22 protein-coding genes, 1 rRNA gene and 1 pseudogene are annotated in these 25,661 nt (G+C 40.8%); 21 read left to right on the plus strand and 3 right to left on the minus strand.

The window, feature by feature from the left end; translation table 11 throughout:
• A 23S ribosomal RNA gene (locus tag H6G57_RS12510) occupies positions 1-232 on the plus strand; the annotation flags it as partial.
• Between the two features lie 133 nt (positions 233-365).
• Positions 366-641 (plus strand): ferredoxin, encoded by a 276-nt coding sequence (locus H6G57_RS12515; protein WP_190519022.1) that lies wholly within the window; start codon positions 366-368, stop codon positions 639-641.
• Positions 642-670: 29 nt separating this feature from the next.
• Here the strand turns inward: H6G57_RS12515 and H6G57_RS12520 are convergent, their stop codons facing one another.
• Both H6G57_RS12520 and H6G57_RS12525 read right to left on the minus strand, forming a co-directional pair.
• Positions 671-1,729, minus strand: a complete 1,059-nt coding sequence (locus tag H6G57_RS12520; RefSeq protein WP_190519024.1) for a folate-binding protein YgfZ — start codon at positions 1,727-1,729, stop codon at positions 671-673.
• A gap of 72 nt (positions 1,730-1,801) precedes the next feature.
• A complete protein-coding gene (locus H6G57_RS12525; protein WP_072718511.1) occupies positions 1,802-2,185 on the minus strand; it encodes a hypothetical protein in 384 nt (127 codons plus the stop codon).
• 580 nt (positions 2,186-2,765) lie between these two features.
• On the opposite strand from H6G57_RS12525, the gene H6G57_RS12530 reads away from it, so the two are divergent.
• From H6G57_RS12530 to H6G57_RS12620, 19 genes and pseudogenes are all read left to right on the plus strand, one after another.
• The gene (locus H6G57_RS12530; protein ID WP_190519026.1) at positions 2,766-2,969 is read left to right on the plus strand and encodes a hypothetical protein; all 204 of its coding nucleotides are present in this window, start codon (positions 2,766-2,768) and stop codon (positions 2,967-2,969) included.
• Positions 2,970-3,271: 302 nt separating this feature from the next.
• Positions 3,272-3,841 (plus strand): PadR family transcriptional regulator, encoded by a 570-nt coding sequence (locus H6G57_RS12535; RefSeq protein ID WP_190519028.1) that lies wholly within the window; start codon positions 3,272-3,274, stop codon positions 3,839-3,841.
• Between the two features lie 77 nt (positions 3,842-3,918).
• Positions 3,919-5,514 carry an efflux RND transporter periplasmic adaptor subunit gene (locus H6G57_RS12540; RefSeq protein ID WP_190519029.1) on the plus strand — a complete coding sequence of 532 codons (1,596 nt, stop codon included), beginning with the start codon at positions 3,919-3,921 and terminating at the stop codon, positions 5,512-5,514.
• Between the two features lie 49 nt (positions 5,515-5,563).
• Positions 5,564-8,812: an efflux RND transporter permease subunit gene (locus H6G57_RS12545; RefSeq protein ID WP_190519030.1), complete on the plus strand. Its 3,249-nt coding sequence runs from the start codon at positions 5,564-5,566 to the stop codon at positions 8,810-8,812.
• Between the two features lie 310 nt (positions 8,813-9,122).
• Positions 9,123-9,383: a DUF1830 domain-containing protein gene (locus H6G57_RS12550; RefSeq protein WP_190519031.1), complete on the plus strand. Its 261-nt coding sequence runs from the start codon at positions 9,123-9,125 to the stop codon at positions 9,381-9,383.
• A 262-nt stretch (positions 9,384-9,645) separates the two neighbouring features.
• Positions 9,646-11,097, plus strand: coding sequence for a serine/threonine-protein kinase (locus tag H6G57_RS12555; RefSeq protein WP_190519032.1), 1,452 nt, complete (start codon positions 9,646-9,648; stop codon positions 11,095-11,097).
• Between the two features lie 41 nt (positions 11,098-11,138).
• Positions 11,139-11,483 carry a BON domain-containing protein gene (locus H6G57_RS12560; RefSeq protein ID WP_190519033.1) on the plus strand — a complete coding sequence of 115 codons (345 nt, stop codon included), beginning with the start codon at positions 11,139-11,141 and terminating at the stop codon, positions 11,481-11,483.
• A 184-nt stretch (positions 11,484-11,667) separates the two neighbouring features.
• Positions 11,668-12,093 (plus strand): DUF4278 domain-containing protein, encoded by a 426-nt coding sequence (locus H6G57_RS12565; protein WP_190519035.1) that lies wholly within the window; start codon positions 11,668-11,670, stop codon positions 12,091-12,093.
• A gap of 120 nt (positions 12,094-12,213) precedes the next feature.
• Positions 12,214-14,586, plus strand: a complete 2,373-nt coding sequence (locus H6G57_RS12570; RefSeq protein WP_190519037.1) for a TolC family protein — start codon at positions 12,214-12,216, stop codon at positions 14,584-14,586.
• A gap of 102 nt (positions 14,587-14,688) precedes the next feature.
• A complete protein-coding gene (locus H6G57_RS12575) occupies positions 14,689-14,997 on the plus strand; it encodes a 2Fe-2S iron-sulfur cluster-binding protein (protein ID WP_190519038.1) in 309 nt (102 codons plus the stop codon).
• 55 nt (positions 14,998-15,052) lie between these two features.
• Positions 15,053-15,505 carry a RimK/LysX family protein gene (locus H6G57_RS12580; RefSeq protein ID WP_190519040.1) on the plus strand — a complete coding sequence of 151 codons (453 nt, stop codon included), beginning with the start codon at positions 15,053-15,055 and terminating at the stop codon, positions 15,503-15,505.
• Positions 15,506-15,541: 36 nt separating this feature from the next.
• Positions 15,542-16,429: pseudogene (gene rimK / locus H6G57_RS12585) on the plus strand (30S ribosomal protein S6--L-glutamate ligase); the annotation flags it as partial.
• Positions 16,430-16,644: 215 nt separating this feature from the next.
• Positions 16,645-17,343 carry a Uma2 family endonuclease gene (locus tag H6G57_RS12590; RefSeq protein WP_190519044.1) on the plus strand — a complete coding sequence of 233 codons (699 nt, stop codon included), beginning with the start codon at positions 16,645-16,647 and terminating at the stop codon, positions 17,341-17,343.
• Between the two features lie 678 nt (positions 17,344-18,021).
• Positions 18,022-19,659: a hypothetical protein gene (locus H6G57_RS12595; protein ID WP_190519046.1), complete on the plus strand. Its 1,638-nt coding sequence runs from the start codon at positions 18,022-18,024 to the stop codon at positions 19,657-19,659.
• A gap of 245 nt (positions 19,660-19,904) precedes the next feature.
• The gene (locus H6G57_RS12600; protein ID WP_190519048.1) at positions 19,905-20,234 is read left to right on the plus strand and encodes a DUF6825 family protein; all 330 of its coding nucleotides are present in this window, start codon (positions 19,905-19,907) and stop codon (positions 20,232-20,234) included.
• A 101-nt stretch (positions 20,235-20,335) separates the two neighbouring features.
• Positions 20,336-22,048, plus strand: a complete 1,713-nt coding sequence (locus tag H6G57_RS12605) for an AarF/ABC1/UbiB kinase family protein (RefSeq protein ID WP_245824224.1) — start codon at positions 20,336-20,338, stop codon at positions 22,046-22,048.
• 133 nt (positions 22,049-22,181) lie between these two features.
• Positions 22,182-22,922 carry a PP2C family serine/threonine-protein phosphatase gene (locus H6G57_RS12610; protein WP_190519050.1) on the plus strand — a complete coding sequence of 247 codons (741 nt, stop codon included), beginning with the start codon at positions 22,182-22,184 and terminating at the stop codon, positions 22,920-22,922.
• A gap of 13 nt (positions 22,923-22,935) precedes the next feature.
• Positions 22,936-24,084, plus strand: a complete 1,149-nt coding sequence (locus H6G57_RS12615) for an anhydro-N-acetylmuramic acid kinase (protein ID WP_309235884.1) — start codon at positions 22,936-22,938, stop codon at positions 24,082-24,084.
• Between the two features lie 106 nt (positions 24,085-24,190).
• Positions 24,191-24,643, plus strand: a complete 453-nt coding sequence (locus H6G57_RS12620; RefSeq protein ID WP_190519054.1) for a hypothetical protein — start codon at positions 24,191-24,193, stop codon at positions 24,641-24,643.
• 174 nt (positions 24,644-24,817) lie between these two features.
• Here the strand turns inward: H6G57_RS12620 and H6G57_RS12625 are convergent, their stop codons facing one another.
• Positions 24,818-25,015 carry an NblA/ycf18 family protein gene (locus H6G57_RS12625; RefSeq protein WP_190519055.1) on the minus strand — a complete coding sequence of 66 codons (198 nt, stop codon included), beginning with the start codon at positions 25,013-25,015 and terminating at the stop codon, positions 24,818-24,820.
• Positions 25,016-25,661: the final 646 nt, after the last annotated feature.

The following is a 25,661-nucleotide window of genomic DNA, read 5'->3' on the forward strand; positions in this document are numbered from 1 at the left end:
GGAGGAACGCACCTCTGGTGTACCTGTTATCGTGCCAACGGTAAACGCAGGGTAGCCATGTGCGGAGTGGATAACCGCTGAAAGCATCTAAGTGGGAAGCCCACCTCAAGATGATTACTCTCATTGGCTTAACCAAGTAAGGTCACGGGCAGAACACCCGTTTATAGGTGTTAGGTCGAAGTCCAGCGATGGATGCAGCCGAGACACACTAACAGACCGAGGGCTTGACCTCATCTGTTTTCTTCTGATTCTCTATGCAGTCTTCAGTTTTCTGTTTTATATTAAGGTTTATCTGAATAGCTGCCCTGACTTAAATCGGGGCAGTTGTTGTTTAAAGGTTTTTTTGAGGAGATACCTTTAACCGTATGGGTTTCAAACAAGTTCTGATTTGTCAAAATCGCACCTGTCATCAACAAGGGAGTGACAAGATATTAGCGTTGTTTGAGGATGAATCTCCTCTCGATGTCCAAATTCAGGGAATAGGCTGTTTGGGACAGTGTGGCAACGGGCCCATGATAATTGTTCTACCTGATGAAGTTTGGTACAGTCACCTTGAACCGATGGATGTATCGACTATTATTCAACAGCATTTACAGGGAGGATATCCTGTGGAGGCTTTGAGAATGAAGGTGAAGAAGTGATTGAGGATTTCTCCACCTTCAGCAAAATCCTATAGGGGAGGATGTTTTAAAAAAGGAACATCGACAACTTCTCCAGCTATTTCACCCACCTTGACCTTTAAACCTACTCCACCAGCCTTGGTGCGAATATAACCTAAGCCAAAATGTTCTCCATCCGTGTTGGTATAACTGGTTAATATTCCAACTTTGGCATCCTCAATCCAAATCGGCGTTCCGGGTGAAGCGGGTGCATTTAAGTGAATCCCCCACAGTTGCTGTTTAACTCCTTTATAAGTATTGAGACGAGCAATCGTTTCTTGACCAATGTAACAGCCTTTATCAAAGGAGAGTGTTTGCCATAAACCTGCTTCCAGAGGATTGTAAGTTTCTGTTAATTCAGCCTCTGGTGCTGGACGACCTTGGCGAATGCGTAAATGTTGCCAAACGGCTTCACCCAATGGAATAGCACCCCCTTGGGTTAGGATTTGCCACACAGAGACAGCGGCAGAGGTAGGAATGATGAATGTATAGCCAAGGGTTGTTAAACCACTACCAACACTAATACGGACAGTTGAACCAGCAATTTCAAATAATTGATGGCAACCGAATGGCTGTTGTTGTAGATTTGTTACACCTAACTTCTGGAGAACACTGGGACTATCTGGCCCTAGGAGACTAAAAACGGTATAATGGCTACTGATATCCTGCAATTGTACTTGATCCATTGGGAAAATGAATCGATCTAACCACTCCATTAACTGCTGACGACGGTTGGGTGAAATTAACAACAGAATTGCATCTTCTGTGATGAATACTGTAGCTAAGTCAATGGTTCTAGCCGTTGAAGTTACAAATACCGTATCACAACCTTCTCCCGGTTTGAGAGTTTGAATAGAATTGGTACTTTGATTATGTAAAAATCGCAGTCGGTCTTCCCCGGAAATTTTTAACAGTCCCCAGTGAGATCGATCATATAAAGCAACACCTTGTTGGGTCGCATTGATCGCTTCGGTGTCATTTCCAAAGCTCATCGGAATGACCTCCTGTAGGCTAGAGGTTTCCAAAATAGCACCAGTCTTGGCTTGTAAATTTTGTAATTCTGAAATCATTGTTGGAGTTGGAAGATTAAAATTTTTTCAACATTGATGAGTATAGAAAATTAAGCGCAAAAATGGGTTGCTTCAGGGCGTAAGACGCGCAAATAAATCTTCAATAATCTGACGGGTTTTATCTTCGAGCTTCTGCCAATCAACGTCCCCTGTTTCTTGATCAATTAAGGTTGTGTCAATTTCAACCTCAAGACTTTCTTGAGCAGCATGGGTAGGACGATAGTTTTGAAAACAGATTTGATAACACAATTCCCAAATATCTATGCTGACTTTTTGACCATTATGTTCTAAGTCTAGCCGATATCCAGGGAATGGGTCTTGAATTTCCTGGTAAGTTCCTGTCCAAATCGATTCGTCTAATTGTTTACGGATATTGTCGAGGAGACGAATAAAAGCAGGTTGCATCAGAAGTTCAGCTTGTTGCCAAGCCATTGGATCTTTAATTTTAGGTCTCATGGATTTCAATTTTATAGGGATTTTTTCATTGTCTCAGTTCAGGTTGAAACTGCCAAATCTTGTTTAAATTAGACAGGGCAAACTAAACAATTAAGGGTTCTAAATTGTTACAATACTTAAAAAAGTTATGCTCAGTTTGATTAACCGATAAACGCTTCTATTTTACAGGAAACCTCTCAAAAGGAAGATGTAATTTGCCTCTGAAGTGAGTAAAAATTAGCAGGATAGGTGAAACCTTAGGGAAGTAAAGTTTAATGCTGAAGTTAAAGGATGAAGAAATAATCAATTAAAAACATTAGGGTTGGCTTCAAAATTTCTTCATTGTTTGCCTCTAGCCTTAAACTCAAACTCGAAGTTTCTTCAATTTTGAATCGACTGTTCATCGTAACTGAGAATGAACAAATTAAAATAAACAAATGGAAAATTTTGATAAAAAATCGATCTAATACAATCCAGATTTCTGCGAAAGCACGGAATTAGTTTAATTACAAAAACCCTGTTTTAAAACATTTTAGTTTATCAACTTTATCTGTAATGTTGAGTTCTTTTCGTTTGATTTTTTGATAGGAGAATAATAACCATGAATGACTGTCCCTGTTGCTCTTCTTCCATGCTCCGTCATATTGACCATAACCGAGTGTATTGGTATTGTTCTTATTGTCATCAAGAAATGCCTAATTTTGCCTTGGAGATTGCTCAGAATAAACAGAACTCTTCTGCTCGTCATGCTTTTAACCCCTTAAAAACTCGGAATCAGCGTTTGACGAAACTGGCGTTAAGTTAAATTATCACAACAGTTATTTTTTTTCAAGCTTGAGGTTCTTGGTTTGGGGTTTTACGAGTGAGTTAATCGCACTTGTTGAACCGCAGCTAACTGCATAAGTATCGGACTCATCCTTATTGTCAGGTGTGAAGCTCTAGGGATGAGTCCAGTTACTAATCTGCTATATTCAGAACTACTGAGATATTTTGTGGTGTAGATAACCTTCTACCCTACTGGGTGAAATATTCCGGGTAGGGTTTTAAAATCGATCAAAAACTTTTCTGTAGGGTAAAAATTACTGAATAAACTATCAATTTGATATAATGTTAGAACTGTCTGCCCTGGGACTATTACAGCGAGAACCCTTACATGGCTACCGACTGAAACAGCGACTAGAGTTGTTTCTCAGTAGTTGTATGAGTGTGAACTATGGAGCAATTTACCCCTTGCTCAAACGTTTAGAAGAACGAGACCACATTCAGGTATTACTGGAAGAGTCTGGGGATGCCGGAGCTAGTCGCAGAATTTATGCGATTACTCCTAACGGGTGTATTCGCTGGCGGGAGAAGATGTTAGAACAACCTCAAGAAAGCTGGGTTAAAAGTCGCGCTCGATTTTTAGTCAAATATTTCTTTTTTGGGGATTTAGAATCTTCAGAACGAGTACAATTAATTGAAAATCGCTTAAGAGTTTGTCATCAACGAAAAGCTTATTTAGAGACTCAAGAAATGGGGAATTTGGTGACGGACTCTTTCCAATCTGCAACTTGGGAACGTGCAAAATTCATGTTGGTATCAGAAATGGAGTGGTTATATGAATGTTTGGAAAAAGAAAATTTACCTCATTCCTCCTCTATCTCAAGAAAGATGTTGGGTGAGCTTAACATATTGTAACGTCTAGTCAAATACTAGATTGATCTGTTTTTTTCATCATTCTGCTCCGTAAAAACGACCTCAAATTTAGCTGAACAATGTCTTATTCTAAATCCCCGAAATCAACGACAAAAGAGCAGGAGCAAGACTGGGCTGGACAGGATAATCCTCCAATCCGAACTGACCTTAACCCTCAATCTTTACCTCCTACAACTGTCCCAGAATCGGCGGTTGTAAAAACAGGATGGTTATCCATTACTCTAGTTACATTAATAGCATTAGGTCTGGGTTTTGTCGGTGGACAATGGTGGCAAGCCAACCCAAACAAGCCGGAAAACTTAACAACAGACCAACCGAGACAGCCTAGAGGAAATGGGGTGAGAATTTCTGGGGTAGAAACTGCCAATCTTGAAGAAACTTCTGAATTTGTAGGGACATTAGAAGCAAAACGGGCGGTAGATATTAAACCGGAAATTGAAGGTCGAATTACTCAAATATTAGTAGAATCCGGGCAGATGATTCAACAGGGAGAAGCGATCGCCCGATTAAAAAGTGATAATGTAGAAGCGAGTTTAACCCAATCGAAAGCAAATTTAGTTCGCGCTCAAGCTCGTTTAGCTGAACTACAAGCTGGAAGTCGCCCAGAAGAAATTGCCCAGGGACGGGCAAAATTAGCTGAAGCTAAAGCCAGATTAGCCGATGCGGAGTCGGGGAGTATTTTAGCAGAAATTAATGAAGCTGTAGCTCAAATAGATTCGATTCGAGTCGAAGCTCAATTAGCAGAAAATCGAGTTAATCGTTTTGAAGAATTAAGCCGTTCTGGGGCAATTTCTCAGGATGAATTTGATGCGCTTGTGTCCCAAAACACCAGCGCTGAAGCAAATTTACAAGTCGCCCAACGTCGTTTAGAACAATTACAAAAAAATCGACAATCAGAAATTAATTTACGTCGGGCGGTTGTAGAACAGGAACAACAAGCGTTAAGACAGTTAGAAAACGGAACTCGGATTCAAGAAATTCAACAGGCGGAAGCACAAGTTGCAGAAGCCGCAGCACAAGTTCGCAGTATTGAAGTTCAGTTGCAAGAAACAGCCGTTTTAGCACCCTTTACTGGAATAGTTGGGGATGTGGATATTAAAGTAGGAGATTATGTGGATAAAGGGGATATCCTCACCCGTTTGACAGCCAATGATCAGTTAGAATTACGATTAGCTATTCCTTTAGAGCGTAAAGCAGATTTAAAATTAGGATTACCGATGCAAATGGTTGATGCTCAAGGAAAAGTATTAGGAACAGGACGGATTAGTTTTATTTCCCCATCCGTTAATCAAGACTCTCAAACGATTTTAGCAAAAGCGACGTTTGATAATGGTCAAAACTTATTTAAAGATGGTCAATTTGTGCGGGCTGAAGTTGTTTGGAAACAAAAACTAAATGCAGTTGTTGTACCGATGACAGCCGTTAAATTTCAAGGTGATCAACGCTTTGTCTTTTTAGCGGAAGGACAGGAAAAATTAACCGCAAAACGACAACCTGTTAAATTAGGTTTAATTCAAGGCGATCAAGCTGAAATTTTAGAAGGACTTCAACCAGGACAAAAACTTATTGTTTCCGGTACACAAAAATTATCTGATGGCGCAGCAATTAATATTTTATCTCCTAATTCTGCACCCAATTCTACAGGTCAACGTTAAAAAGTAGTAATCACTGATAACTGATAACTGATAACTGATAACTGATATTATGTTTACTAATTTTTTTATTAAAAGACCTGTTTTTGCTTCGGTTTGTTCGTTGTTGATTATTATTTTAGGAATCGTGGGTTATACTCGCCTTCCCGTGCAGGAATATCCTAAAATTGATCCGCCCATTGTTACCGTGACAACGAGCTATCCGGGGGCGAGTCCCCAGGTTGTTGAAACCGAAGTTACGGAAATTTTAGAAGCCCAAATTAACGGGATTGCGGGAATTAAAACATTAACCTCAAGTAGTCGAGAAGGAAGCAGTTCGATTTCGGTTCAATTTGAATTAGATCGAGATTTAGAAGTAGCCGCCCAAGAAGTTAGAACTCGCGTAGCCAGAGCCGCAAGAAGATTACCGGATGAAGTCGATGAACCTGTTGTAGAAAAGCGTTCTGGAGATGATGAAAGAATTTTATGGATTGCATTATTTTCTGACAATTTATCTCCTTTAGAATTAAGCACTTATGCCGATATTTATATTAAAAATACCTTAGAAACCGTTGATGGTGTTAATAGTGTTTTTATTGCGGGAGAACGCCGTTATGCCATGCGATTATGGTTAGATCCGGTTAAAATGGCAGCCCGTCAAATTACCGCCTTAGATGTTGAACAAGCCTTAAGAAGACAAAACGTTGAAATTCCCAGTGGTCGAATTGAAGGAAAAGAAACAGAATACCCCGTCCGCACCTTGGGAAGATTACAAACCTCCCAAGATTATGAAGACTTAATTATTAAACGTAATGACAATGGAGCGCAAATTAGAATTCGAGATATTGGACGGGCAGAAATTGGGGCACAAGATGATCGAGTCATTGCCCGTTTTAAAGGAACTCCTGCGGTTTCATTAGGAATTAGTAAACTTTCAGATGCTAATTTACTTGAAGTTGCCAATGGCATTAAAGCGAAATTAACAGAATTAGAAAAAAGTTTTCCCGAAGGACTCAGCTATCAAGTTGCTGTGGATTATTCCGAGTTTGTAAAACTTGCGATTGAAGAAGTTTGGATTAGTTTGTTAATTTCGATTGGATTAGTGGTCTTAATTATCTTTTTATTCTTAAGAAATTGGAGAGCAACTTTAATTCCAGCGATTACCATTCCCATTTCTTTAATTGGTGCATTTAGTGTCATGTTTTTCCTGGGATTTTCCATTAATACCTTAACCCTATTTGCCTTAACCTTAGCAACGGGTTTAGTCGTGGATGATACGATTGTGGTCTTAGAAAATATCATCCGTTATATGGAAGAAAAACGGCTAGAACCTTTTCCTGCAACCTTTGCAGCCGTTGGAGAAGTGGTGTTTGCCGTGATTGCAACCACAGTGGTTTTAGTTGCGGTATTTGTTCCCGTTGCCTTTGCAGGTGGAACCAGTGGACGATTATTTAATGAATTTGCTTTAACTTTAGCAGCTTCTGTTGTTTTTTCAAGTATTGTTGCCTTAACCTTAGCTCCTCCCCTTTCTGCCCGTTTATTACGTCATGAAACCCAGCCAAAGGGATTGATGAAACTCCTAGCTTTACCCTTGGATTTATTTGAATGGGTTTTGAATAAAATTACTAGCATTTATGCTTGGACTCTCCGAATATTAATGGGATTGAAACCCATTTTAATTTTAGGATTTATTGCCTCTTTAGGCTTAACAGTTTGGTTATTCTTACAATTACCTCAAGGGTTTTTACCCACTGAAGATCGAGGTCGAATTTTTACTCCGATTACGGCTCCCGAAGGGGTCAGTTTAAACTATACAAATCGCGTAGTACAGCAGGTTGAAAAAATCTTCAGCCAAGTGCCAGAAGTTGAAAGTTATTTTGCCATTGCTGGTTCTAGCCGAGGGGCAGCCCAAGCCAATACAGGATTTTCTTTTGCCCGTTTAATTCCTTGGTCTGAACGAACAAAACCAGAACAATCTCAACAATCTCTGGTTAAGCAATTATTAGGTAAATTTTCAACAATTACGGATGCTTTAGTATTCCCCACTAATCCAGGAGGATTACCTGGAGGAGGTCAAGGTCAACCGATACAATTTGTTTTACAAGGCAATGATTTAGAACAATTAGCCCAAGTTTCTCAAGACTTTGTAATTCGGGCGCGAGATTTACCGGAATTAGTCAATATTGACACCAATTTAAAACTTAATAAACCGGAATTAACCCTAACGGTTGATCGTTCCCAAGCCGGAAATTTAGGGGTTTCGGTACAGGATATAGCTCGAACCTTACAAATTTTAGTTGGAGGTCAAGAAATTACGAATTTTAATCAAGGAAATCAACGTTATGAAGTCGTAGTTCGAGCCGATGAAAAGTATCGAGCCAATCCTGAAGATTTAAAGGAATTATATGTGCGTTCCCAACAGGGAGAAATGATTGCCTTGAGTAATTTAGTCACGATTTCAACAGCCACAACACCGCCTCAAATTAGCCACTTTAATCGCTTTCGTTCTGCAACTTTAGAAGGCAGTCCTGCACCCGGAGTGAGTTTAGGAGTCGCGTTAAAGGCATTGGAAAATCTAGCCCAAGAAATTTTACCGCCTGAAATGCGAACCTCTTACTCTGGAGAATCTTTAGAATTTCGAGAAGCGGGTGATGCTACTAACTTTATTTTTGCTCTCGCCTTAATCTTTATTTTCCTCACTTTAGCCGCCCAATTTGAAAGTTATATTGACCCCATTATTATTTTATTAGCCGTTCCTTTGTCGTTATTAGGAGCATTTGGAGCCTTATGGATTGCCCAATTAGACTTAAATGCTTATAGTCGGATTGGGTTAATTATGTTGATTGGATTAGCCACTAAAAACTCAATTTTAATTGTAGAATTTGCCAACCAACTCCGAGAACAGGGCTTATCTATTCAACAAGCTGCCTTAGAAGCTTGTCGGTTACGATTTCGACCGATTATGATGACAGCTTTATCGACCATTTTAGGGGTTTTACCTTTGGCGTTTGCGACAGGGGCAGGGGCGGGGAGCCGAGTCGCAATTGGAATGGCTGTGATGGGGGGAATGTTTGTCTCAACGTTTCTGAGTTTATATATTATTCCGGTTTTTTATGTCATTGCCACAAGTCTACAATCCCGCTTGATGGGGCATAATTCTCACTCCCAAGATTGGGAAAATGTCGCCCTGAATACAGACAGGGGATCTTATTCTAATGGAAATGGGAGTAGCAATGGAAACGGTAAGGTTCAGTCTGTTATCTATTCTGGGGATCACTCAACAAAATCTTCACACAGTTCGGATAAAACCCGAAATTTATAAAGGAATTGTGTTGATGATTCTGACAACTTTTCCCTTGTTGCAACTGGGTTAATAAGTGTATAATATCGTTAACATAACTTAATTCATAAATTGTTAAGTTATGATGATTTGATAACATCACAAGATTAATCATTGCCATCAGGGTTGCATAGAACCATCAGGACAAATCTATCTAAAGTCATAGATGACGTTTCTGATTTCTAATTGGGCTTGGGGCTCTTTCCCTTTCCCTCTCCGTCTCCCTTACCCTTAACTGAAAAGTTAAGAAATTTGAAAACAGTCCTTTAAAACCTCACTTTAATAAAATACCATGCAAACAGTACACTTGCCTGTAGATTCCATTAAGACTGAAATTTTATGTAGTTATAAAAACCCCACCAGACAGGTGCAAATTCTTCGTTTGCAAAGTACCATTCGGGGTTATTTTGAACGGGTTGTTTTTCCGGGAGAATATTGCTTATTTGTGGGCGAATCTCACACAGATTTGGAAGTTTATTCCAGTGGAGATCCGACCCGAATTGAACTCGAAAAAATCCCTTGTGATTCTTTAAAAGTTGAAGAAACTGAATAACGTTCTAACTTCGTAGTGAGGCGTTTACCCCTCAATATCTGACTCAAAGATAAAGATACGTGAACACCTCACTACGGGGGAAAAGGGGTTAATGATTATAAAACTTGGTATTTTGATCGAGCAAATTGATATAATTTCCTCCAGATTAAACGGTTTGTTAAGACGACTAATAACGAGAGTTTATAAATCCTAGCGGCTTCCAATAATTCTGAACGAGAATTTTTAGGTACAATATCATATAAACTTGTATTTTTTTGGAATAATGCTGACTGCGGGAACTCTGCTTAACCGTCGGTTTCGACTCAAACGCCAACTCAATGAAAATCCTGTTCGCCAAACTTGGTTAGCAGATGACTTAATGCTGAAGGATAAAGTTGTTGTTAAATTATTGGCGTTGGGAGGTTCAATGCAATGGGAAGATTTAAAATTATTAGAACGGGAAGCCCAAATTTTAAAACAATTAAATCATCCGCGTTTAGTTAAATATCGAGATTATTTTTCCCTGGATGAGCAGAATGTCTGGTTTACCTTAGTCACTGAATATATTCCTGGTTCTTCCTTAAAACAAAAATTAGAAGAAAATCATCGTTTTACCCAACAACAACTCTACTGGATAGCTTTTGAAGTCTTAGAAATTCTGAATTATTTGCATCAACTCCATCCTCCTGTATTGCATCGAGATCTTAAACCGAGTAATTTAATTTGGGGAGAAGATCATCATATTTATTTAATTGATTTAGGCGCGGTTCAACTTCAACCTAGAACTCCAGGGTCAACCTTTACCGTTGTCGGAACTTTTGGTTATACTCCCATTGAACAATTTGGAGGTTTAGCGGTTCCCGCTTCCGATTTATATGCGTTAGGAGCCACATTAATTCATCTGTTAACCGGAATTCCGCCAGCCGAATTACCCCAGGAAAACTTTAAAATGAAGTTTAACGCGGACATTCTAGATCCCGCCTTTAAGAACTGGTTAGAAACCTTAATAGAACCCGCCGTCAACTCTCGGTTTTCCTCAACTCAAGGAGCTTTATATGCTTTAAATTATAAACCTAAATTTCCTTCAAAAACCACCTCTGAACCTTCTATCCAGTTATCTCAATCTTCTAAGGAGTTTAACGTTAATATTCCCTCCCGGTTTTCATTACAATATATTTCTCCAGTTCAGAAAATTTTAGGCAATCCGATTCAAAGTGTTAAAAAAAGGTTACAATTAATTCCGGGATCTATGCCTATTAAAATATTAGGATTAAGTGCGATCGCTGCTTTAATCACTTACCCCCTGTATAGAGTTATAGAACCCTCTATCTTTACTGAAATTAATTCAAGTTTAATCATTCTATTTTATTTAACATTATTAGGAATTCCTGTCACTGTAGGATTATTAATTTATAAAGCTTTTCTGGATTATAAACCTTTTGAAAAAGTCCAACTTAATTTTAAAAATAAAAAATTTAATATTTTTTGGTTTTCCTATTTCCCCATTCATAAGCAAGGAGATATTTCCCAAATCCAACAAATTAATTTAATTAGAACAACCGATGATAAAGGTAATTATTATCCGAGTTTAGAAATTGTTACCCAAGAACCCAATATTTTCTTTTTATCCCGTCGCAAAACCTATCGTTTTGGACATCAATTACCCGAAGAAGAATTAAACTGGTTAAAACAAGAATTGCAAAAATGGCTTGCTTCTCAATCCAATCTCCACTAGACTGAATTCGTCTTATTAATCAATTTAGGATATTTAATTTTATGGGATGGTTTGAACGTATTTTTGGCACCCTTACCGGTGAAGTTCCCAGTAAACCGTCTAACGATACGGTACAACAAGCAGCCGCCAATACTTCCCTTCCTCCAGAACGGATTGGAATTGCGGGAGAATATGACGAAAGCGGTCTGGCTAAACGGGTTGTCTTAGCCTTTGACGAAGATCCTGAACTCGATGATATTGGTTCCTTGTGGGTCGCTCAAAAAGGGGGAACCGTTATTCTCAAAGGAAAAGTTCCCAGCCCGGGTTTTCTGGAAAAAGCCGTCAATATTGCCCAATTCCAACCCGGAGCCGTGAGCGTCGATACTTCTCAAGTCACCATTGGCTAGGAATATTAACCGTTGACTTCCCCTGCTCCTCCTCCCTCCTGATTTGTCCTGAAAAATTCATAAATTTTTGTTAAGTTTGCTCATCTGACCTGAAAAAGTGTAACAATGAATACAGAAATAAAAAAATCGTTTAAAATTTATCTTTTAGACAGCCTCTTTAAAGCTAAGGTCAGGAGAAACAGATATGAAACTCACCTATCGTGGCAATCAGTATGACGCCTCTTTTCCCCCGGTTGATGTGGTGGAAAGTGAACTAACAGGTAAATATCGGGGTCAAAGCGTACAGTTTAGCTATCCTCGTCATATTCCTGTGCCTCAAACCACTCAACCCCTAAAATATCGGGGTGTTTCCTACAGCAAAACAGAACCAGAACATCCCTTCAAGGAAGTTACCCCTTTAACCCCCACCGAAATTCAGCCTGTAGAAGCACGACAAGGTATAACACTGCGGTTAGTGACGTTTGAGAAAGCTCTCGACGAGAACTTAGCCAAAGTGCACTCCGATCATTTATGCCGTTTATTAGAGCGGCGACGTCAAGCGGCAGTTGCACGGGGCGATCTGAATCTCTTGCGCCAGTTAGACTTAGAAGCAAAAGAAATTGCCTGCTAAGGAAATCAAGATCTAGTCGGGCTTAAAGGTTCTCATAAACCAGCTAGTCCCAAAAAACTTAGGAATATTGCTCGCTTGCTCTAAAATTGTTTCTGGACTTGTAGACAGAAAAGAAGCCTTATGTCCGTTCTTCGTAATTTGATGGCTGTGGGAGTGAGTGGAGCAATTACATTAATCAATGTGGGGCCAGGAACGGCTGTTCCTTCCCCCATTGACTCTCAAGATAATTCGTCCAACTCCAACACAACTCAACCCCAAGAGTTTAAACAAAATCCTCAAGACTCTTATCCTACGGCTCCTATAGAAGCAGAAGCCAACCTTGATTCCTTCTCTCCAAAGGCGACTGATTCCCCGGAGAAGACTTCTGATGCTGTACCGTTAGATCTCACTTTAGACAAAACCCCTCAAAAGGGACAACAGATTTCCGTCTCTACATCTGAACTTCCCCATCAAAACCCAGCAACAAGCGTTTCCCCATCTATGGAATCAAGGGTTGCTGCTCAGGGATCTTTACCTTTAGAAATCCTAACCTCAACATTTAAGCAAAATCCGACAAAATCTCAACCTGTGGCTGCTTCAAGCCATCGCTTGATCGAGAATTTCTCGACACCGAAATCCTCTGGGGTATCCGAATCACCTACCCCAGTTTTTAAGCAAAATCCGACAAAAACCCCTGAACAATCTGTTTCCCCCTCGACAGCATCGACTGTTGCTCCTACAACTTCAGAACAACCGACTGTAACGCAACCAAGTGCAACTTCGACATCCAACACAACCGGATCAGGAGACAGTACACAAACCCAAACCCCTAGTCAAACCCCTAACTTTAACTTACCCCATCCCTTAAGCAATCATTCCTTATCCGCAGAAAGCAACACTCCGTTACAGGTGGAAACAGCATTACCCAATGCCTCTACCCAGGCTGCAACCCTGACTTCTCCTTTATTACCTTCAAGTGATAGAGGAAAACAATCTCAACCCACTCAACTAGCTCAAGTCAGTACGCCAGCCTTGACGGTTCCTGACTTGACCCCCCCGACAACACCCTTTCCGCCACCAACTCCCAACGGAACGTTACAAACCAATCCCCCGGCCATTTTGTTTCCGAGTCCCAATCCTTTATATCGGCCGACCTTACCGGATCAAGTTAATATTGAGGAAACCGTTCCGGTGACGTTACAACAAGCGATTGATTTAGCAATTCGCAATAATGAAAATGTCAGCATTGCCCAACTACAAGTCGAACAAAACTTGGCAGCTTTGAGGGAAACTCAAGCCGATTTATATCCGAGTTTGATCTTTCGCTCCAGTTTTGGTCGGACTGTTTCTGCGTTGCAAGACTTACAAGTTCGAGCTAGGAACCGCGCTATCCGAGTTCAGCGTTTCAATAATCCTGAACAAGCTGATCAATTACCGTTTCAGACCTTTTATGGTTCCTTTTCCTTTGATAATTCCCTGCAATTGCAGTATGACTTAGGGATAAATGGATTGAGAGGTTCCAGAATTCGGGCTTCAGAAGAACAGTTACGCATTTTTGAGTTAAGGTTAGAAACGGCCATAGAAGAAGTTCGATTTGATGTGGCTCGTGCCTATTACAATCTACAAGAAGCCGATGCTGCTGTTGAAATTCAAGCGGCTGCGGTACGGAACTCCCAAAAGAGTTTAGAGGATGCAGAAGCCTTGGAACGGGCAGGCGTGGGAACCCGTTTTGAAGTGTTGCAAGCTCGTGTTACCCTGGCAAATGCCCAACAGGATCTGACTAATTCACGGCGAAATCAACTCCAAAGTCGGCGAGAATTAGCAGCGATTTTGAATATTGATGAAAATTCAAATTTATTAGCCGCCGATCCGATTGCTTTAGCAGGAGCTTGGGATTTAACCTTAGAAGATACCATTGTTCAAGCCTACAATAATCGGGCTGAGTTAGAAGAACAGTTAGCGGAACGCGATCGCGCTCAACAGTTACGACGAGCCGCCTTAGCTGCTACCCGACCTAATGTTACCCTAGCCGCGAGCTATAACGTTTTGGGATTTATTAATGATGATCCGAGTTATACTGCGAACCAAGGTTGGGCAGATGGTTATGAAGCTCAAGTTCAGTTTTCTTGGAATTTCTTTGATGGGGGTGCAGCCAAAGCTCAGGCTAGACAGAGGGAGTTAGATATTGGCATCGCTGACGAACGTTTTGATCAATTACTCAATCAAATTCGTTTAGATGTGGAACGGTCTTATTATGACCTACAAGCCAACTTTGATAATATTCAAACCGCTAGTTTAGGGGTGGAAGAAGCAACGGAAGCTTTACGTTTAGCTCGTTTACGCTTTCAAGCTGGGGTGGGAACTCAGTTAGAAGTGATTAACCAGGAAACGGACTTAACCCGCGCTCAAAACCGACTCCTCAACGCCATTATTGGCTATAACCGTGCTCTGTCCTCCTTACAACGGGCTGTCAGTAACCTTCCGGGTAATATTCTGTCAGATTATCCGCTTTAGTTATTCGTTAACAGTTAATGGATAACTGACAACCCATTTGTTAACATTCTGTAATAATTTAGAGAGAGGTTATGTTCATTAAGCTAGGACATTGCAATTGAAATGGCTAATATCAAATTCGTGAATGAAAATCAGGACGTAATCGCAGCCGATGGGGCTAACTTAAGACTTAAAGCCCTAGAAAACCGCATAGACTTATATACCTTCACTGGCAAAATGATGAACTGTGGGGGTTATGGTCAGTGTGGCACTTGTATTGTGGAAATTGTAGAAGGGATGGACAATGTTTCTCCGCGCACAGACGCAGAAAAACGCATTCTTAGGAAAAAACCGGATACCTATCGATTAGCCTGTCAAGCGATTGTTAATGGCCCCATTAGCGTGAAAACAAAACCGCAAAAGCGAAAGTAAATCAGAGGGGGATAGGAAATAAGGGAATGGGAAAGTTGATCAGAAAAAAGGAGTGATGACTAAAACCAAATTACTAATCATTGGATGGCGGGAATGGGTAGCATTGCCTGATTTGGGGATTGGAAAAATTAAAGCCAAAATTGATACAGGTGCACGTTCGTCGAGTTTGCACGCTTTTGATATTGAGATTGTACAGACCCCTGGTGAGCTTTCACAAGGTAAACAACGGGTTCGGTTTAAGGTACATCCGCTCCAACGGGATACCATCAATACAGTGAGCGCTGAAGTGGATTTACTCGAATACCGTCCCGTCCGTAATTCGGGCGGACAGACAGAATTACGACCTGTGATTTTAACGGATATTGAACTAATGGGAAAACGATGGTTAATGGAATTAACCTTAACCAATCGAGATGCCATGGGATTTCGGATGTTATTAGGAAGGCAAGCACTGAAAAGACGGTTTTTAATTGATTGTCGTCAATCCTTTTTAAGTGATTCTCAATAACATCAAAAACGCAACAGCCAAGACTAATTTTTTGTTATGAAAATTGCGATCTTATCCCAAGATAGTTCCCTGTATTCGACTAGAAGACTTAGACAGGCTGGGGAACAACGGGGTCATGAGATACAGATTATTGATTATTTAAGATGTCATATTTCGCTTAATTCTAAAAATCCTGCAATTATTTATGAAGGAAAACCTTTAGGAAAATTTGATGCAGTTATTCCTCGAATTGGGGCATCAAAAACCTTTTATGGAACCGTAATTGTCCGTCAATTTGAACTAATGGGAATGTTTACTTTAAATCAATCCCAAGGTATTACTCGTTCCCGTGATAAATTGAATGCGTTGCAAGCATTAGCCCAGGAAGGAGTTAAATTACCGAAAACCGGATTTGCAACGTCTTTAAAAGATATTGATAGTTTAATTAACCTGGTTGGAGGAGCACCTTTAATTATTAAATTGTTAGAAGGAACTCAAGGAATGGGAGTAATTTTAGCGGATACCTATCAATCTGCTAAATCAATTATTGAAGCCTTCCAAGGATTAAATATTGATATTTTAGTACAGGAATTTATTCATGAGGCAGAGGGTTCAGATTTGCGCTGTTTTGTGATTGGGGATAAAGTGATTGCAGCCATGAAACGTTTGAGTAACCCTGGAGAGTTTCGGGCTAATTTGCATCGAGGAGGGAAAGCAGAAAATGTTAAATTAACAACCGAAGAACGCAATATGGCTATTAAATCAGCAAAAGTGATGGGATTAAAAGTAGCAGGAGTCGATATGATTCGATCTGATAAAGGCCCTTTGGTTTTAGAAGTCAATTCATCCCCCGGACTTGAAGGCATTGAGATGATTACTGGAATTGATGTATCGGATAAAATTATTGAATTTCTGGAAAAAAATGTAATGATAGGAGGGAATCGGGAACACTTCGACAAGCTCAGTGTTTCCCAGGAAATCGGGAACAGAAAAAAAAAGAAGAACACACCCCCAGGGTTTGAGCATTAGTTATATAATATAATCATTTAAACTTGATATAAAATAGTCAAAAGTATTAACCCTATAGCAAGATTGCCCATTCGTAATTCGTAATTCGTAATTCGTAATTCCCTGTTCCCTCTTTAATGGAGATAAACCCAATGGCACTAACCGCTCAACAAATCGCAGATTTAATGCCAGATACCAGTCAACTAGAAAGTGATGAACCGGAGATGGAAAGTTCTTTACATTATTTACAATTAGCCTTGTTAGTCGCTGGTTTAGATTGGCTCTGGCGAGATCGAGAGGATTATTTTATTGGAGCTAATTTAACCATCTATTATAGTCAACAACAACTCAAAAATCGAGAATTCAGAGGACCGGATTTTTTTGTAGCTAAAAATACAGTGAAACGTCCTCGTCGGTCTTGGGTCGTTTGGCAAGAAGATGGGAAATATCCCGATATTATTATCGAATTACTCTCAGATTCTACCGCTAAAGTTGATCGAAAAGAAAAGAAAATCCTGTATCAAAATCGGTTTAGAACCCCAGAATATTTCTGGTTTTCTCCCGAAGATTTAGAGTTAGCTGGATTTCGCTTAAGCGGTGAAGAATATCAACCCATTTTGATTAATGAATCAGGGTTATTATGGAGTGATGTATTAGGGTTGAATTTGGGAATTCATAACAATCAATTGCGTTATTTTAGTCCAGAAGGTGAATTAATTCCCACTCCAGAAGAAGCTGCACTCCAAGCTCAAACCTTAGCGGAAACTGAACGTCAACGGGCTGAAACCGAACGTCAACGGGCCAAACGTTTAGCCGAACAACTGAGAGCATTGGGGATTAATCCCGACTAAGTGGGTTGGACTATGGTGATCTCAAAATCTCCAAAATTCTGATTAATTCCTGATTCTCTATTAATCTAATATGAAATCCTGAAATCGGTGCTACTTATGCTCCCTAAACCCCTAGAGACGTTCCATCGGTAGAGACGTTCCATCGGTAGAGACGTTCCATCGGTAGAGACGTTCCATCGGTAAGCTGTCACGCAGTTAATTTTTTTGCCCAAAACCCTTGCTGCAAGGACTCTAGCCTACAAAATATCAAATTTAGATGCGTAGCAGCTTAGAGACGTTCCATCGGTAGAGACGTTCCATCGGTAGAGACGTTCCATCGGTAGAGACGTTCCATCGGTAGAGACGCGCCATGGCGCGTCTCTACACAATACGGATGTGTAGCAAACATTTAAAGATGGAATATAAGTTGCTTGTTATTAGCTTAGGAGGGTTCAAAATCATAAGATTTGTAACTAGCAACTTGTGTTATTACTTTAATGTTATGATTAACTAATAACAGGTAATCCTATCTCCACATCTGATCTCTTTTACAGTTTTCTCCTGTTAATCATAGGGGACAACTTGCCCAATAAATTTGTCCTACGAGATCATCCTGTGGATGATCTCAATTTGGTTTTTATTGTTTGCCTGTCGTACCAAAAATCAACCAGTGCTAACAATGAATGAAGGAGTAAGAAGATGTCTAGTTTTACAACGCTTCAATTGACTAATAATAACGCTGATGATGAGCGTCCTAGTCTTTCAGACAATCAGGTTGCTTGGCATCAGTGGGATGGGTCTGCCTATCAAATCTATTATCATGATGGTGCTAATAGTATTCCCTTGACTAATAGTTATTTTAGCAATGAAAATGCAGAAATTTCAGGTAATAATATCGTCTGGTACTCCGGGGGATTATCTGGAGTTTCAAGTATTTACTTATATAATGGCAGCACCACAATTGAATTGAGTGATAATTCGTATAACACAAATTATAACGGCAATCCTCAAATATCTGGTAATAATGTCGTCTGGCCAAGCGGTAATGAAATTTATCTTTACAATGGGGCTAATGTCATTCAACTGCCTAAGAATGACTCTGAGGAACTCAATATATATAAAGAAGTACGTGATCCCAGAATATCAGGAAATAATGTCATTTGGTCTGGTTGGGATGGGACTGATTATGAAATTTATCTTTACAATGGGGTTAATACCACTCAACTGACTAATAATGACTATGAAGAACTAGAACCCGAAATATCAGGAAATAATGTCGTTTGGTTTGGTTGGGATGGAAATGATTATGAAGTTTATCTTTACAATGGAATTAATACCACTCAATTAACCAATAATACTGAGGGTGATGATTCTCCCCAAATATCAGGAAATAATGTCGTTTGGAATGGTTGGGATGGGACTGATTATGAAATTTATCTTTATAATGGGATTAATACCGTTCAATTAACCAATAATACTGAGGCTGATGAGTATCCTAAAATATCAGGCAATAATATTGTTTGGGAGACTTTTGATGGAAATGATTATGAAATTTACGCTTACGATGGCAGTAGTATCCTCCAGTTAACGAATAATAATTCTGAGGATAAGAACTATGATATTTCTGGCAATAATATCATCTGGCAAGGTTCGGATGGTAACGATTGGGAAATTTATAAAGCGACCCTATCTTCAAATATTACCCCAACCCCAACTCCAACCCCAAATACAAACGATACAATTTATGGAACGGCTGGGAATGATCCGATTAGCGTCGGAATTGGGGATGATCTAGTCTTTGGAAATAGCGGTAATGATGCGATTAATGGGGAGCAAGGTAATGATACTCTATTCGGCAATCAAAATGATGATCAACTCAATGGAGGTGATGATCAAGATCTTCTCTATGGAGGTCAAGACAATGATAACCTCTCCGGGGGTTTAGGTCAGGATCAAATTTTTGGGAACAAAGGCAATGACAACCTAGAAGGCAATGAAGGGAATGATAATCTCTATGGAGGTCAAGACAATGATAACCTGTCCGGTGGTGCGGATAATGACCTGTTATCGGGAGATAATGGGGATGATACCTTGACCGGAGGTGTCGGTGCAGACCAGTTCTACATTGCTCCCACCCAGGGAAATGACGTGATCACTGACTTTATCCCTGGAGAAGATTTGATCGTCTTAACAGGAGGATTAAGCTTTGAACAGTTAACCTTAAGTCAAGATAATACCAATACTTTAATTAAATTAGCTTCAACTCAACAAGTATTGGCTCAATTATTAGGAGTTAATTCGACTCAAATTAACGCTAACAATTTCTTACTCGGTTAACACCGAATCAGGAATCAGTTTGTTAATCATAACCTTTCCGGGGCTTTGGGTGAGGATCAACTCTTGGGGAACAAAGGCAAGGACAACCTAGAGGGTCATCAGGGGAAATCAGACTCCAAATCTCCACACCTGTGTAGAAACCTTACATACAAGGTTTCTACAGAAGTATTTCTGCCTGGATAGAAGCCTAAGATGAGAAAGGCGGGTTATAATTTGTTACGGAAGTTAGCAAAACTATAAGTTTTATGAGCAAACCTGCCGTGAATTCGTTTTTTGTGGGACGGGCCTTAGCGGAAGGACTGTACGAACAACTGGGAAATGGTCTGGCCAACTTCCTCAGCGAACTGGGGAAATTTGATGCGGAACAAAAAGAACATCTGCGCCAGTTTACCCAACAGGTGATGGAACGCGCCTCCCAAGAAGCGGGTACTGTTGTCACCGATAGTTCCTCCCCCTTTAACTCCCCCTCCTCTAACGGTGAACCCGTAGATTTGCAAGCCACCATTGACGAACTGCGGGCGGAAGTGGCGGAATTGCGATCCGAACTCCAACGCTATCGCAATCGTACCGTGTAAACTCTGTTGTAGTAAAAACACGCAGTTATTGGGTCAACTTAATTTTGGAAACGGTCGTGTCTGTTAATCACTCAATTCGGGGTTCCGGTGCGGAACAACGGATTAATCCGCCTTCTGTAACTCCCCTCCGCCAAAATTATGGAGGAAAAGCTTATCGTTGGAACCGCAAAAATTATTCTCGTCAACGACGTTTTATTGATATTTGGACGTTTGTATTGACGTGGTTAACTTGGTTGTGGATCGATGCTAAAAAATGGAGTTACCGGGGCGGTTTTACCGAAGAGAAAAAAAATGCTCGTCGTCGAGCACAAGCGATATGGGTGAGGGAAACCTTTTTAGATTTAGGGCCAACCTTTATTAAAGTCGGACAACTCTTTTCTACCCGTGCCGATTTATTTCCCATCGAATATGTAGAAGAACTCTCAAAACTCCAAGATAAAGTTCCCGCCTTCAGCTATGAACAAGCCGAAGAAATTATCCTAGAAGATCTCGGTAAAACCGTTCAAGATTTATTCCAAAATTTTGATCCGATTCCCTTAGCAGCAGCGAGTTTGGGTCAAGTTCACAAAGCCCAACTGCATTCGGGTGCAGACGTTGTTGTTAAAGTTCAGCGCCCCGGATTGAAAAAATTATTTGAAATTGATTTAGCGATTCTGCGAGGGATTGCTCGGTACTTCCAAAATCATCCTCGTTGGGGAAAAGGTCGAGATTGGGTTGGTATTTATGATGAATGTTGCCGGATTTTATGGTTAGAAATTGACTACCTGAATGAAGGTCGAAATGCTGATACATTCCGCCGTAATTTCCGCGATTGTGATTGGGTAAAAGTGCCCCGAGTTTCTTGGCAATATACCTCTCCCAGAGTCCTGACTTTAGAATATATTCCAGGGATTAAAATTAGCAATTATGAAGCCTTGGAAGCATCAGGACTCGATCGCAAAGAACTTGCCCAAATGGGAGCCAAAGCTTATTTACAACAACTCCTCAATCATGGCTTTTTCCATGCCGATCCCCACCCCGGAAATATTGCGGTCAGTCCCGGTGGTGAACTGATTTTTTATGATTTTGGCATGATGGGACAAATTACATCCAATCTGCGAGAAAAACTCATGGAAACCCTATTTGGGATTACTCAAAAAGATGGGGATCGGGTGATGAAATCCTTGATTGCGGTCGGAGCACTCGCACCTACAGGAGATATGGGGCCAGTGCGTCGGTCAATTCAATATATGTTAGATCACTTTATGGATCAACCCTTTGAAAATCAATCCATTGCTTCCATTAGTGATGATCTTTATGAAATTGCTTATGACCAACCCTTTCGATTTCCCGCAACCTTTACCTTTGTAATGCGGGCTTTCTCGACCTTAGAAGGCGTCGGAAAAGGACTCGACCCCGAATTTAACTTTATGGAGGTGGCACAGCCGTTTGCCATGCAGCTTATGTCTAATGGAAATCTTCCCAATACCGCTAATAGTATTTTTAATGAACTCAGCCGCCAAGCGGTTCAAGTCAGTTCTTCTGCGTTAGGCTTACCCGGACGCATTGAAGATACCCTGGAAAAACTCGAACAGGGAGATATCCGAATGCGGGTTCGTCTTGCGGAAACCGACCGGGTATTAAGACGGGTGAGTAATGTCCAAATGGGAACAAATTACGCGGTGCTGATCAGTGCCTTCACTCTATCAGCTACACTGTTATTGATTAGTGATAAGGTGGGATTAGCTCTCGTTGTATTATTCTTAGCTGTTGGTCTAGGAATTGCTTTCTTAAGGTTGTTGCGACGGATTGATCGTTTGGATCGGATGATGTAAATCAACGATTCCGTTTAGACTTTGAGATTTTGATTGATCCTGGCCCTCTTTAAACGCATCCTGATCAGCAGATATTGGAAAATTTTAGGATAAAACCCGCTTGGGAGTTTTAGATATCAACCAATATTTGTGTATGAAACGTTATTTCGCTGGGATGACGGATACAGGCAATGTTCGGAACGTCAACCAAGATGCTTACTATATTGATCCTGATGGCCGTTTTTTCATTGTTGCTGATGGTATGGGTGGACACGCCGGAGGTCAAGAGGCGAGTTTGATTGCCTCCCAAACCATTAAAGAATACATCCTTGAGCATTGGGAGAGTTCGGATCAATCCCCAATTCTTCTCAAAAATGCGTTTGTCGCCGCCAACAACGCTATTTTAAAGGATCAGCAAAAACATCCTGAACGCTCCGATATGGGAACAACGGCGGTTGTCGCCTTATTCCGAGAAGATGAGGAGAACCCTTGGTTTGCCAATGTCGGAGATTCCCGTTTATATCGTTTGCGCGGACATCAGTTACAACAAATTACAGAAGATCAAACTTGGGTGGCTCAAGCGGTGAAACGTAACGCCTTAACTGTTGATGAGGCTCGTTCTCATCCTTGGCGTCATGTTCTGTCTCAATGTTTGGGACGCGAAGATCTTTCGGAAATTAGTATTGATCAGATGGATGTAAAACCGGGGGATCGTTTGTTGTTGTGTAGTGATGGGTTGACGGAAGAACTTTCAGATACGATCATCACGGTTAACCTCAAATCAATTCGAGCTTGTGAAGCCGCCGCGAAGGCTTTAGTTAAAGAAGCAAAAGACCGGGAAGGGCGAGACAATATTACAGTGATTGTGGTCGCCGTTGGATCGGTAGAAAGTTAATCCCCGGTAATTGATAATGCGTGTAATGGGTTTGATCAGTGGAACCTCCGTCGATGGGATTGATGTCGCTCTCGTTGAGATTACGGGTTGTCAACAGGATCTGACGGTGGACTTCGTGACAGGAGCAACTTATCCCTATCCTTCGGAGTTGCGATCGCAAATTTTGCAGGTGTGCAGTGGAACCCCCCTGTCCCTGGCAGAATTAGCTCAATTGGATGATGCGATCGCCAGAACCTTTGCTCAGGCTGCCATGACCTTACAACAGTCCTCTGAACCGACCGAACTCATTGGCTCCCATGGACAAACGGTGTTTCATCGTCCTCCCCAAGGAACCCAACTCGGTTACAGTCTGCAACTGGGACGGGGGGAACTGATTGCCCATTTAACGGGGATCACAACGGTGAGTAACTTTCGGGTGGGGGATATTGCCGCAGGAGGTCACGGAGCCCCTCTGGTTCCCGTTCTGGATGCTTATCTGCTGCGTCATCCCCAATATCATCGCTGTATTCAAAATATCGGGGGAATTGGCAATGTCACTTATTTACCGAAACTTAACTCTACCCCGATCTTAGGTTGGGATACAGGGCCGGGAAATACGTTACTGGATTTAGCGGTACAATATTTTTCCCAAGGCACTCAAAGTTATGACAAAGATGGAGCTTGGGCGGCGACGGGAACGGCTTGTCTGCCTTTGGTAGAACAATGGTTACAGCAAGATTTTTTTCAGCAACCGCCCCCAAAATCGACGGGACGAGAATTATTTGGTTGGGACTATTGGCAACGGTGTTTAAGGGAACTAGAACCCTATAAGTTAAGTGCAGCCGATGTTTTAGCGACTTTAACTGAATTAACGGCTGCTTCAATTTATCACAGTTATTGTCAATTTTTGCCCCAGTTACCCGATGAAATTTTATTGTGTGGAGGGGGAAGCCATAACTGCTATTTGAAATATCGGTTACAGACTTTATTTAATCCAATTCCCGTTTTTTCCACTTCGGAAGTAGGCTTAAATGCTGATTTTAAAGAAGCGATCACGTTTGCGGTTTTAGCCTATTGGCGGTGGTTAGGAATCCCTGGAAATTTACCTTCAGTAACAGGGGCAGTTTCTGAGGTGTTACTGGGAGAAATTCACACTACCTTTACTCCCAACGTGATATTATGAAAGCAAAGAACTTCAATAGATAACATATAGATCTCACAAACTGAAGTTCTGTGTTTTCTATCGGTTAAAAATTTTCAGCCAAGGTGCTAAGAATAAGGGTGGGACTGTGGCTCACACATTTTTAATGGAATCTGGTCAATGGTTATTAGAAGGAAATTGGCTTGATCGCAATGAAATGCCGATAGCCGTTCGCGGAAAAACAGTTGTTGCTTGGCCTCAAAGCGACTGGTTTAGTATGGTGACAAAATTAGTGTTTCCCAGCCAGAATCGAGAAGATATTGTTTTACAGTATCGGGGAAGATTAGACAGTAACGAAAGAGAATATACCTTTGTTTTACAACACAGTCAATTGGGCAAAATTGAAGGGGAAGGTTTAGTCGGCCCTGAATCGATTGTGCAACGTTATCGAGTATTAGGAGATGACCGCCAACGTCGCAATGGGTTTGAAACCCTGAGACAAGTTGATCCCAACCATTATTATTATTCTAGTGGAATCATGGCAGGACATACTCTGAATTTAATTAGTGTCATGGAAGCAACTTTAGAACGGAAATCATAAATCATCGTTTAGGATTAGTTTCCCATTTTAATCTCATTCACGGGTGAGTTAACCTAACGTGAGTTGAGAGCTTGACCCCGAAGAAGCAGGTTGACGCCCCATTACCCCTAACTTGTTCCCACGCCTTGAAAAAAAGTGAGAGATAGAGGTCGCCGACTGCGACACCTTCTGATTTTAATCTTGTACAAAATTAGGCTCCAGACCCCAATGGTGTTTGAGAAAATGCTGATACATATTTTCTCGCACCATCATGTGTTCATAGAGATTAATTAAAAATTCCTGCGCCTGTTCTCGGCTCATTTGACCGACTTGCAGCTTAAAGGAAGTCAGGCTAAATTGTTGCTCAAGAGATAGTTCTGCGGGTTGATTCATGATTAACTCCTATCAGTTCTCTAGTATTATTAATAACTGTAACAACTGTTTGACAAATTGTCCATTCTCCTCTAGGGAGATGCCTACTATGAAGATAGCAAATCTTTTGAGAGATGGTGTAGCACAGGATACGAGTTTTGACAAAAAATAGCAGGGAACAGGGAACAGGGAACAGGGAATAGGCTGGAAAAGACTTTTCTACGCGCGGTTTTAGCATCAGTCTATGTCCTAACACCCCAGACCTGACTCGTATATCTCGTATATCTCGTTAGACTGAGGGAAAATGGCAGGCTTAATCATCAGGAATCGTTCAAGTTTGATGTGTTAAACTTATATAGAGTATTGACGAATCTTATTAAGCTTTCAGTTCAGACTTATGAGGATGGGAAATTTAACATGACTCCTGCTAAGACAGATCAACCCAGACCCTTCTGGAGTCGATTTCGTTTTCTTCCCTACACTGTGCTAGGTATTCTAATTTTTTATTGCAATTCTACTTGGGATGCTAACTTTTTTGTTAAGGGCTATTTGACCATCCTTGAACTACAAACTGCTATCATTTTGTTATATTTTCTCATGGGTCGGCTTTCCAAAAGCCAGAACCTGAATAAAGATCTTTAGTTGCGACTCATTTTAATCTCATTAA

Source organism: Planktothrix sp. FACHB-1365 (assembly GCF_014697575.1).
Classification (GTDB): Bacteria; Cyanobacteriota; Cyanobacteriia; order Cyanobacteriales; family Microcoleaceae; genus Planktothrix.

Excerpts from the sequence above, each read along its gene's own strand:
- H6G57_RS12515 (WP_190519022.1), top strand. The coding sequence starts at position 366 with ATGGGTTTCAAACAAGTTCTGATTTGTCAAAATCGCACCTGTCATCAA.
- H6G57_RS12520 (WP_190519024.1), bottom strand. The coding sequence starts at position 1,729 with ATGATTTCAGAATTACAAAATTTACAAGCCAAGACTGGTGCTATTTTG.
- H6G57_RS12525 (WP_072718511.1), bottom strand. The coding sequence starts at position 2,185 with ATGAGACCTAAAATTAAAGATCCAATGGCTTGGCAACAAGCTGAACTT.
- H6G57_RS12530 (WP_190519026.1), top strand. The coding sequence starts at position 2,766 with ATGAATGACTGTCCCTGTTGCTCTTCTTCCATGCTCCGTCATATTGAC.
- H6G57_RS12535 (WP_190519028.1), top strand. The coding sequence starts at position 3,272 with ATGTTAGAACTGTCTGCCCTGGGACTATTACAGCGAGAACCCTTACAT.
- H6G57_RS12540 (WP_190519029.1), top strand. The coding sequence starts at position 3,919 with ATGTCTTATTCTAAATCCCCGAAATCAACGACAAAAGAGCAGGAGCAA.
- H6G57_RS12545 (WP_190519030.1), top strand. The coding sequence starts at position 5,564 with ATGTTTACTAATTTTTTTATTAAAAGACCTGTTTTTGCTTCGGTTTGT.
- H6G57_RS12550 (WP_190519031.1), top strand. The coding sequence starts at position 9,123 with ATGCAAACAGTACACTTGCCTGTAGATTCCATTAAGACTGAAATTTTA.
- H6G57_RS12555 (WP_190519032.1), top strand. The coding sequence starts at position 9,646 with ATGCTGACTGCGGGAACTCTGCTTAACCGTCGGTTTCGACTCAAACGC.
- H6G57_RS12560 (WP_190519033.1), top strand. The coding sequence starts at position 11,139 with ATGGGATGGTTTGAACGTATTTTTGGCACCCTTACCGGTGAAGTTCCC.
- H6G57_RS12565 (WP_190519035.1), top strand. The coding sequence starts at position 11,668 with ATGAAACTCACCTATCGTGGCAATCAGTATGACGCCTCTTTTCCCCCG.
- H6G57_RS12570 (WP_190519037.1), top strand. The coding sequence starts at position 12,214 with ATGTCCGTTCTTCGTAATTTGATGGCTGTGGGAGTGAGTGGAGCAATT.
- H6G57_RS12575 (WP_190519038.1), top strand. The coding sequence starts at position 14,689 with ATGGCTAATATCAAATTCGTGAATGAAAATCAGGACGTAATCGCAGCC.
- H6G57_RS12580 (WP_190519040.1), top strand. The coding sequence starts at position 15,053 with ATGACTAAAACCAAATTACTAATCATTGGATGGCGGGAATGGGTAGCA.
- H6G57_RS12590 (WP_190519044.1), top strand. The coding sequence starts at position 16,645 with ATGGCACTAACCGCTCAACAAATCGCAGATTTAATGCCAGATACCAGT.
- H6G57_RS12595 (WP_190519046.1), top strand. The coding sequence starts at position 18,022 with ATGTCTAGTTTTACAACGCTTCAATTGACTAATAATAACGCTGATGAT.
- H6G57_RS12600 (WP_190519048.1), top strand. The coding sequence starts at position 19,905 with ATGAGCAAACCTGCCGTGAATTCGTTTTTTGTGGGACGGGCCTTAGCG.
- H6G57_RS12610 (WP_190519050.1), top strand. The coding sequence starts at position 22,182 with ATGAAACGTTATTTCGCTGGGATGACGGATACAGGCAATGTTCGGAAC.
- H6G57_RS12625 (WP_190519055.1), bottom strand. The coding sequence starts at position 25,015 with ATGAATCAACCCGCAGAACTATCTCTTGAGCAACAATTTAGCCTGACT.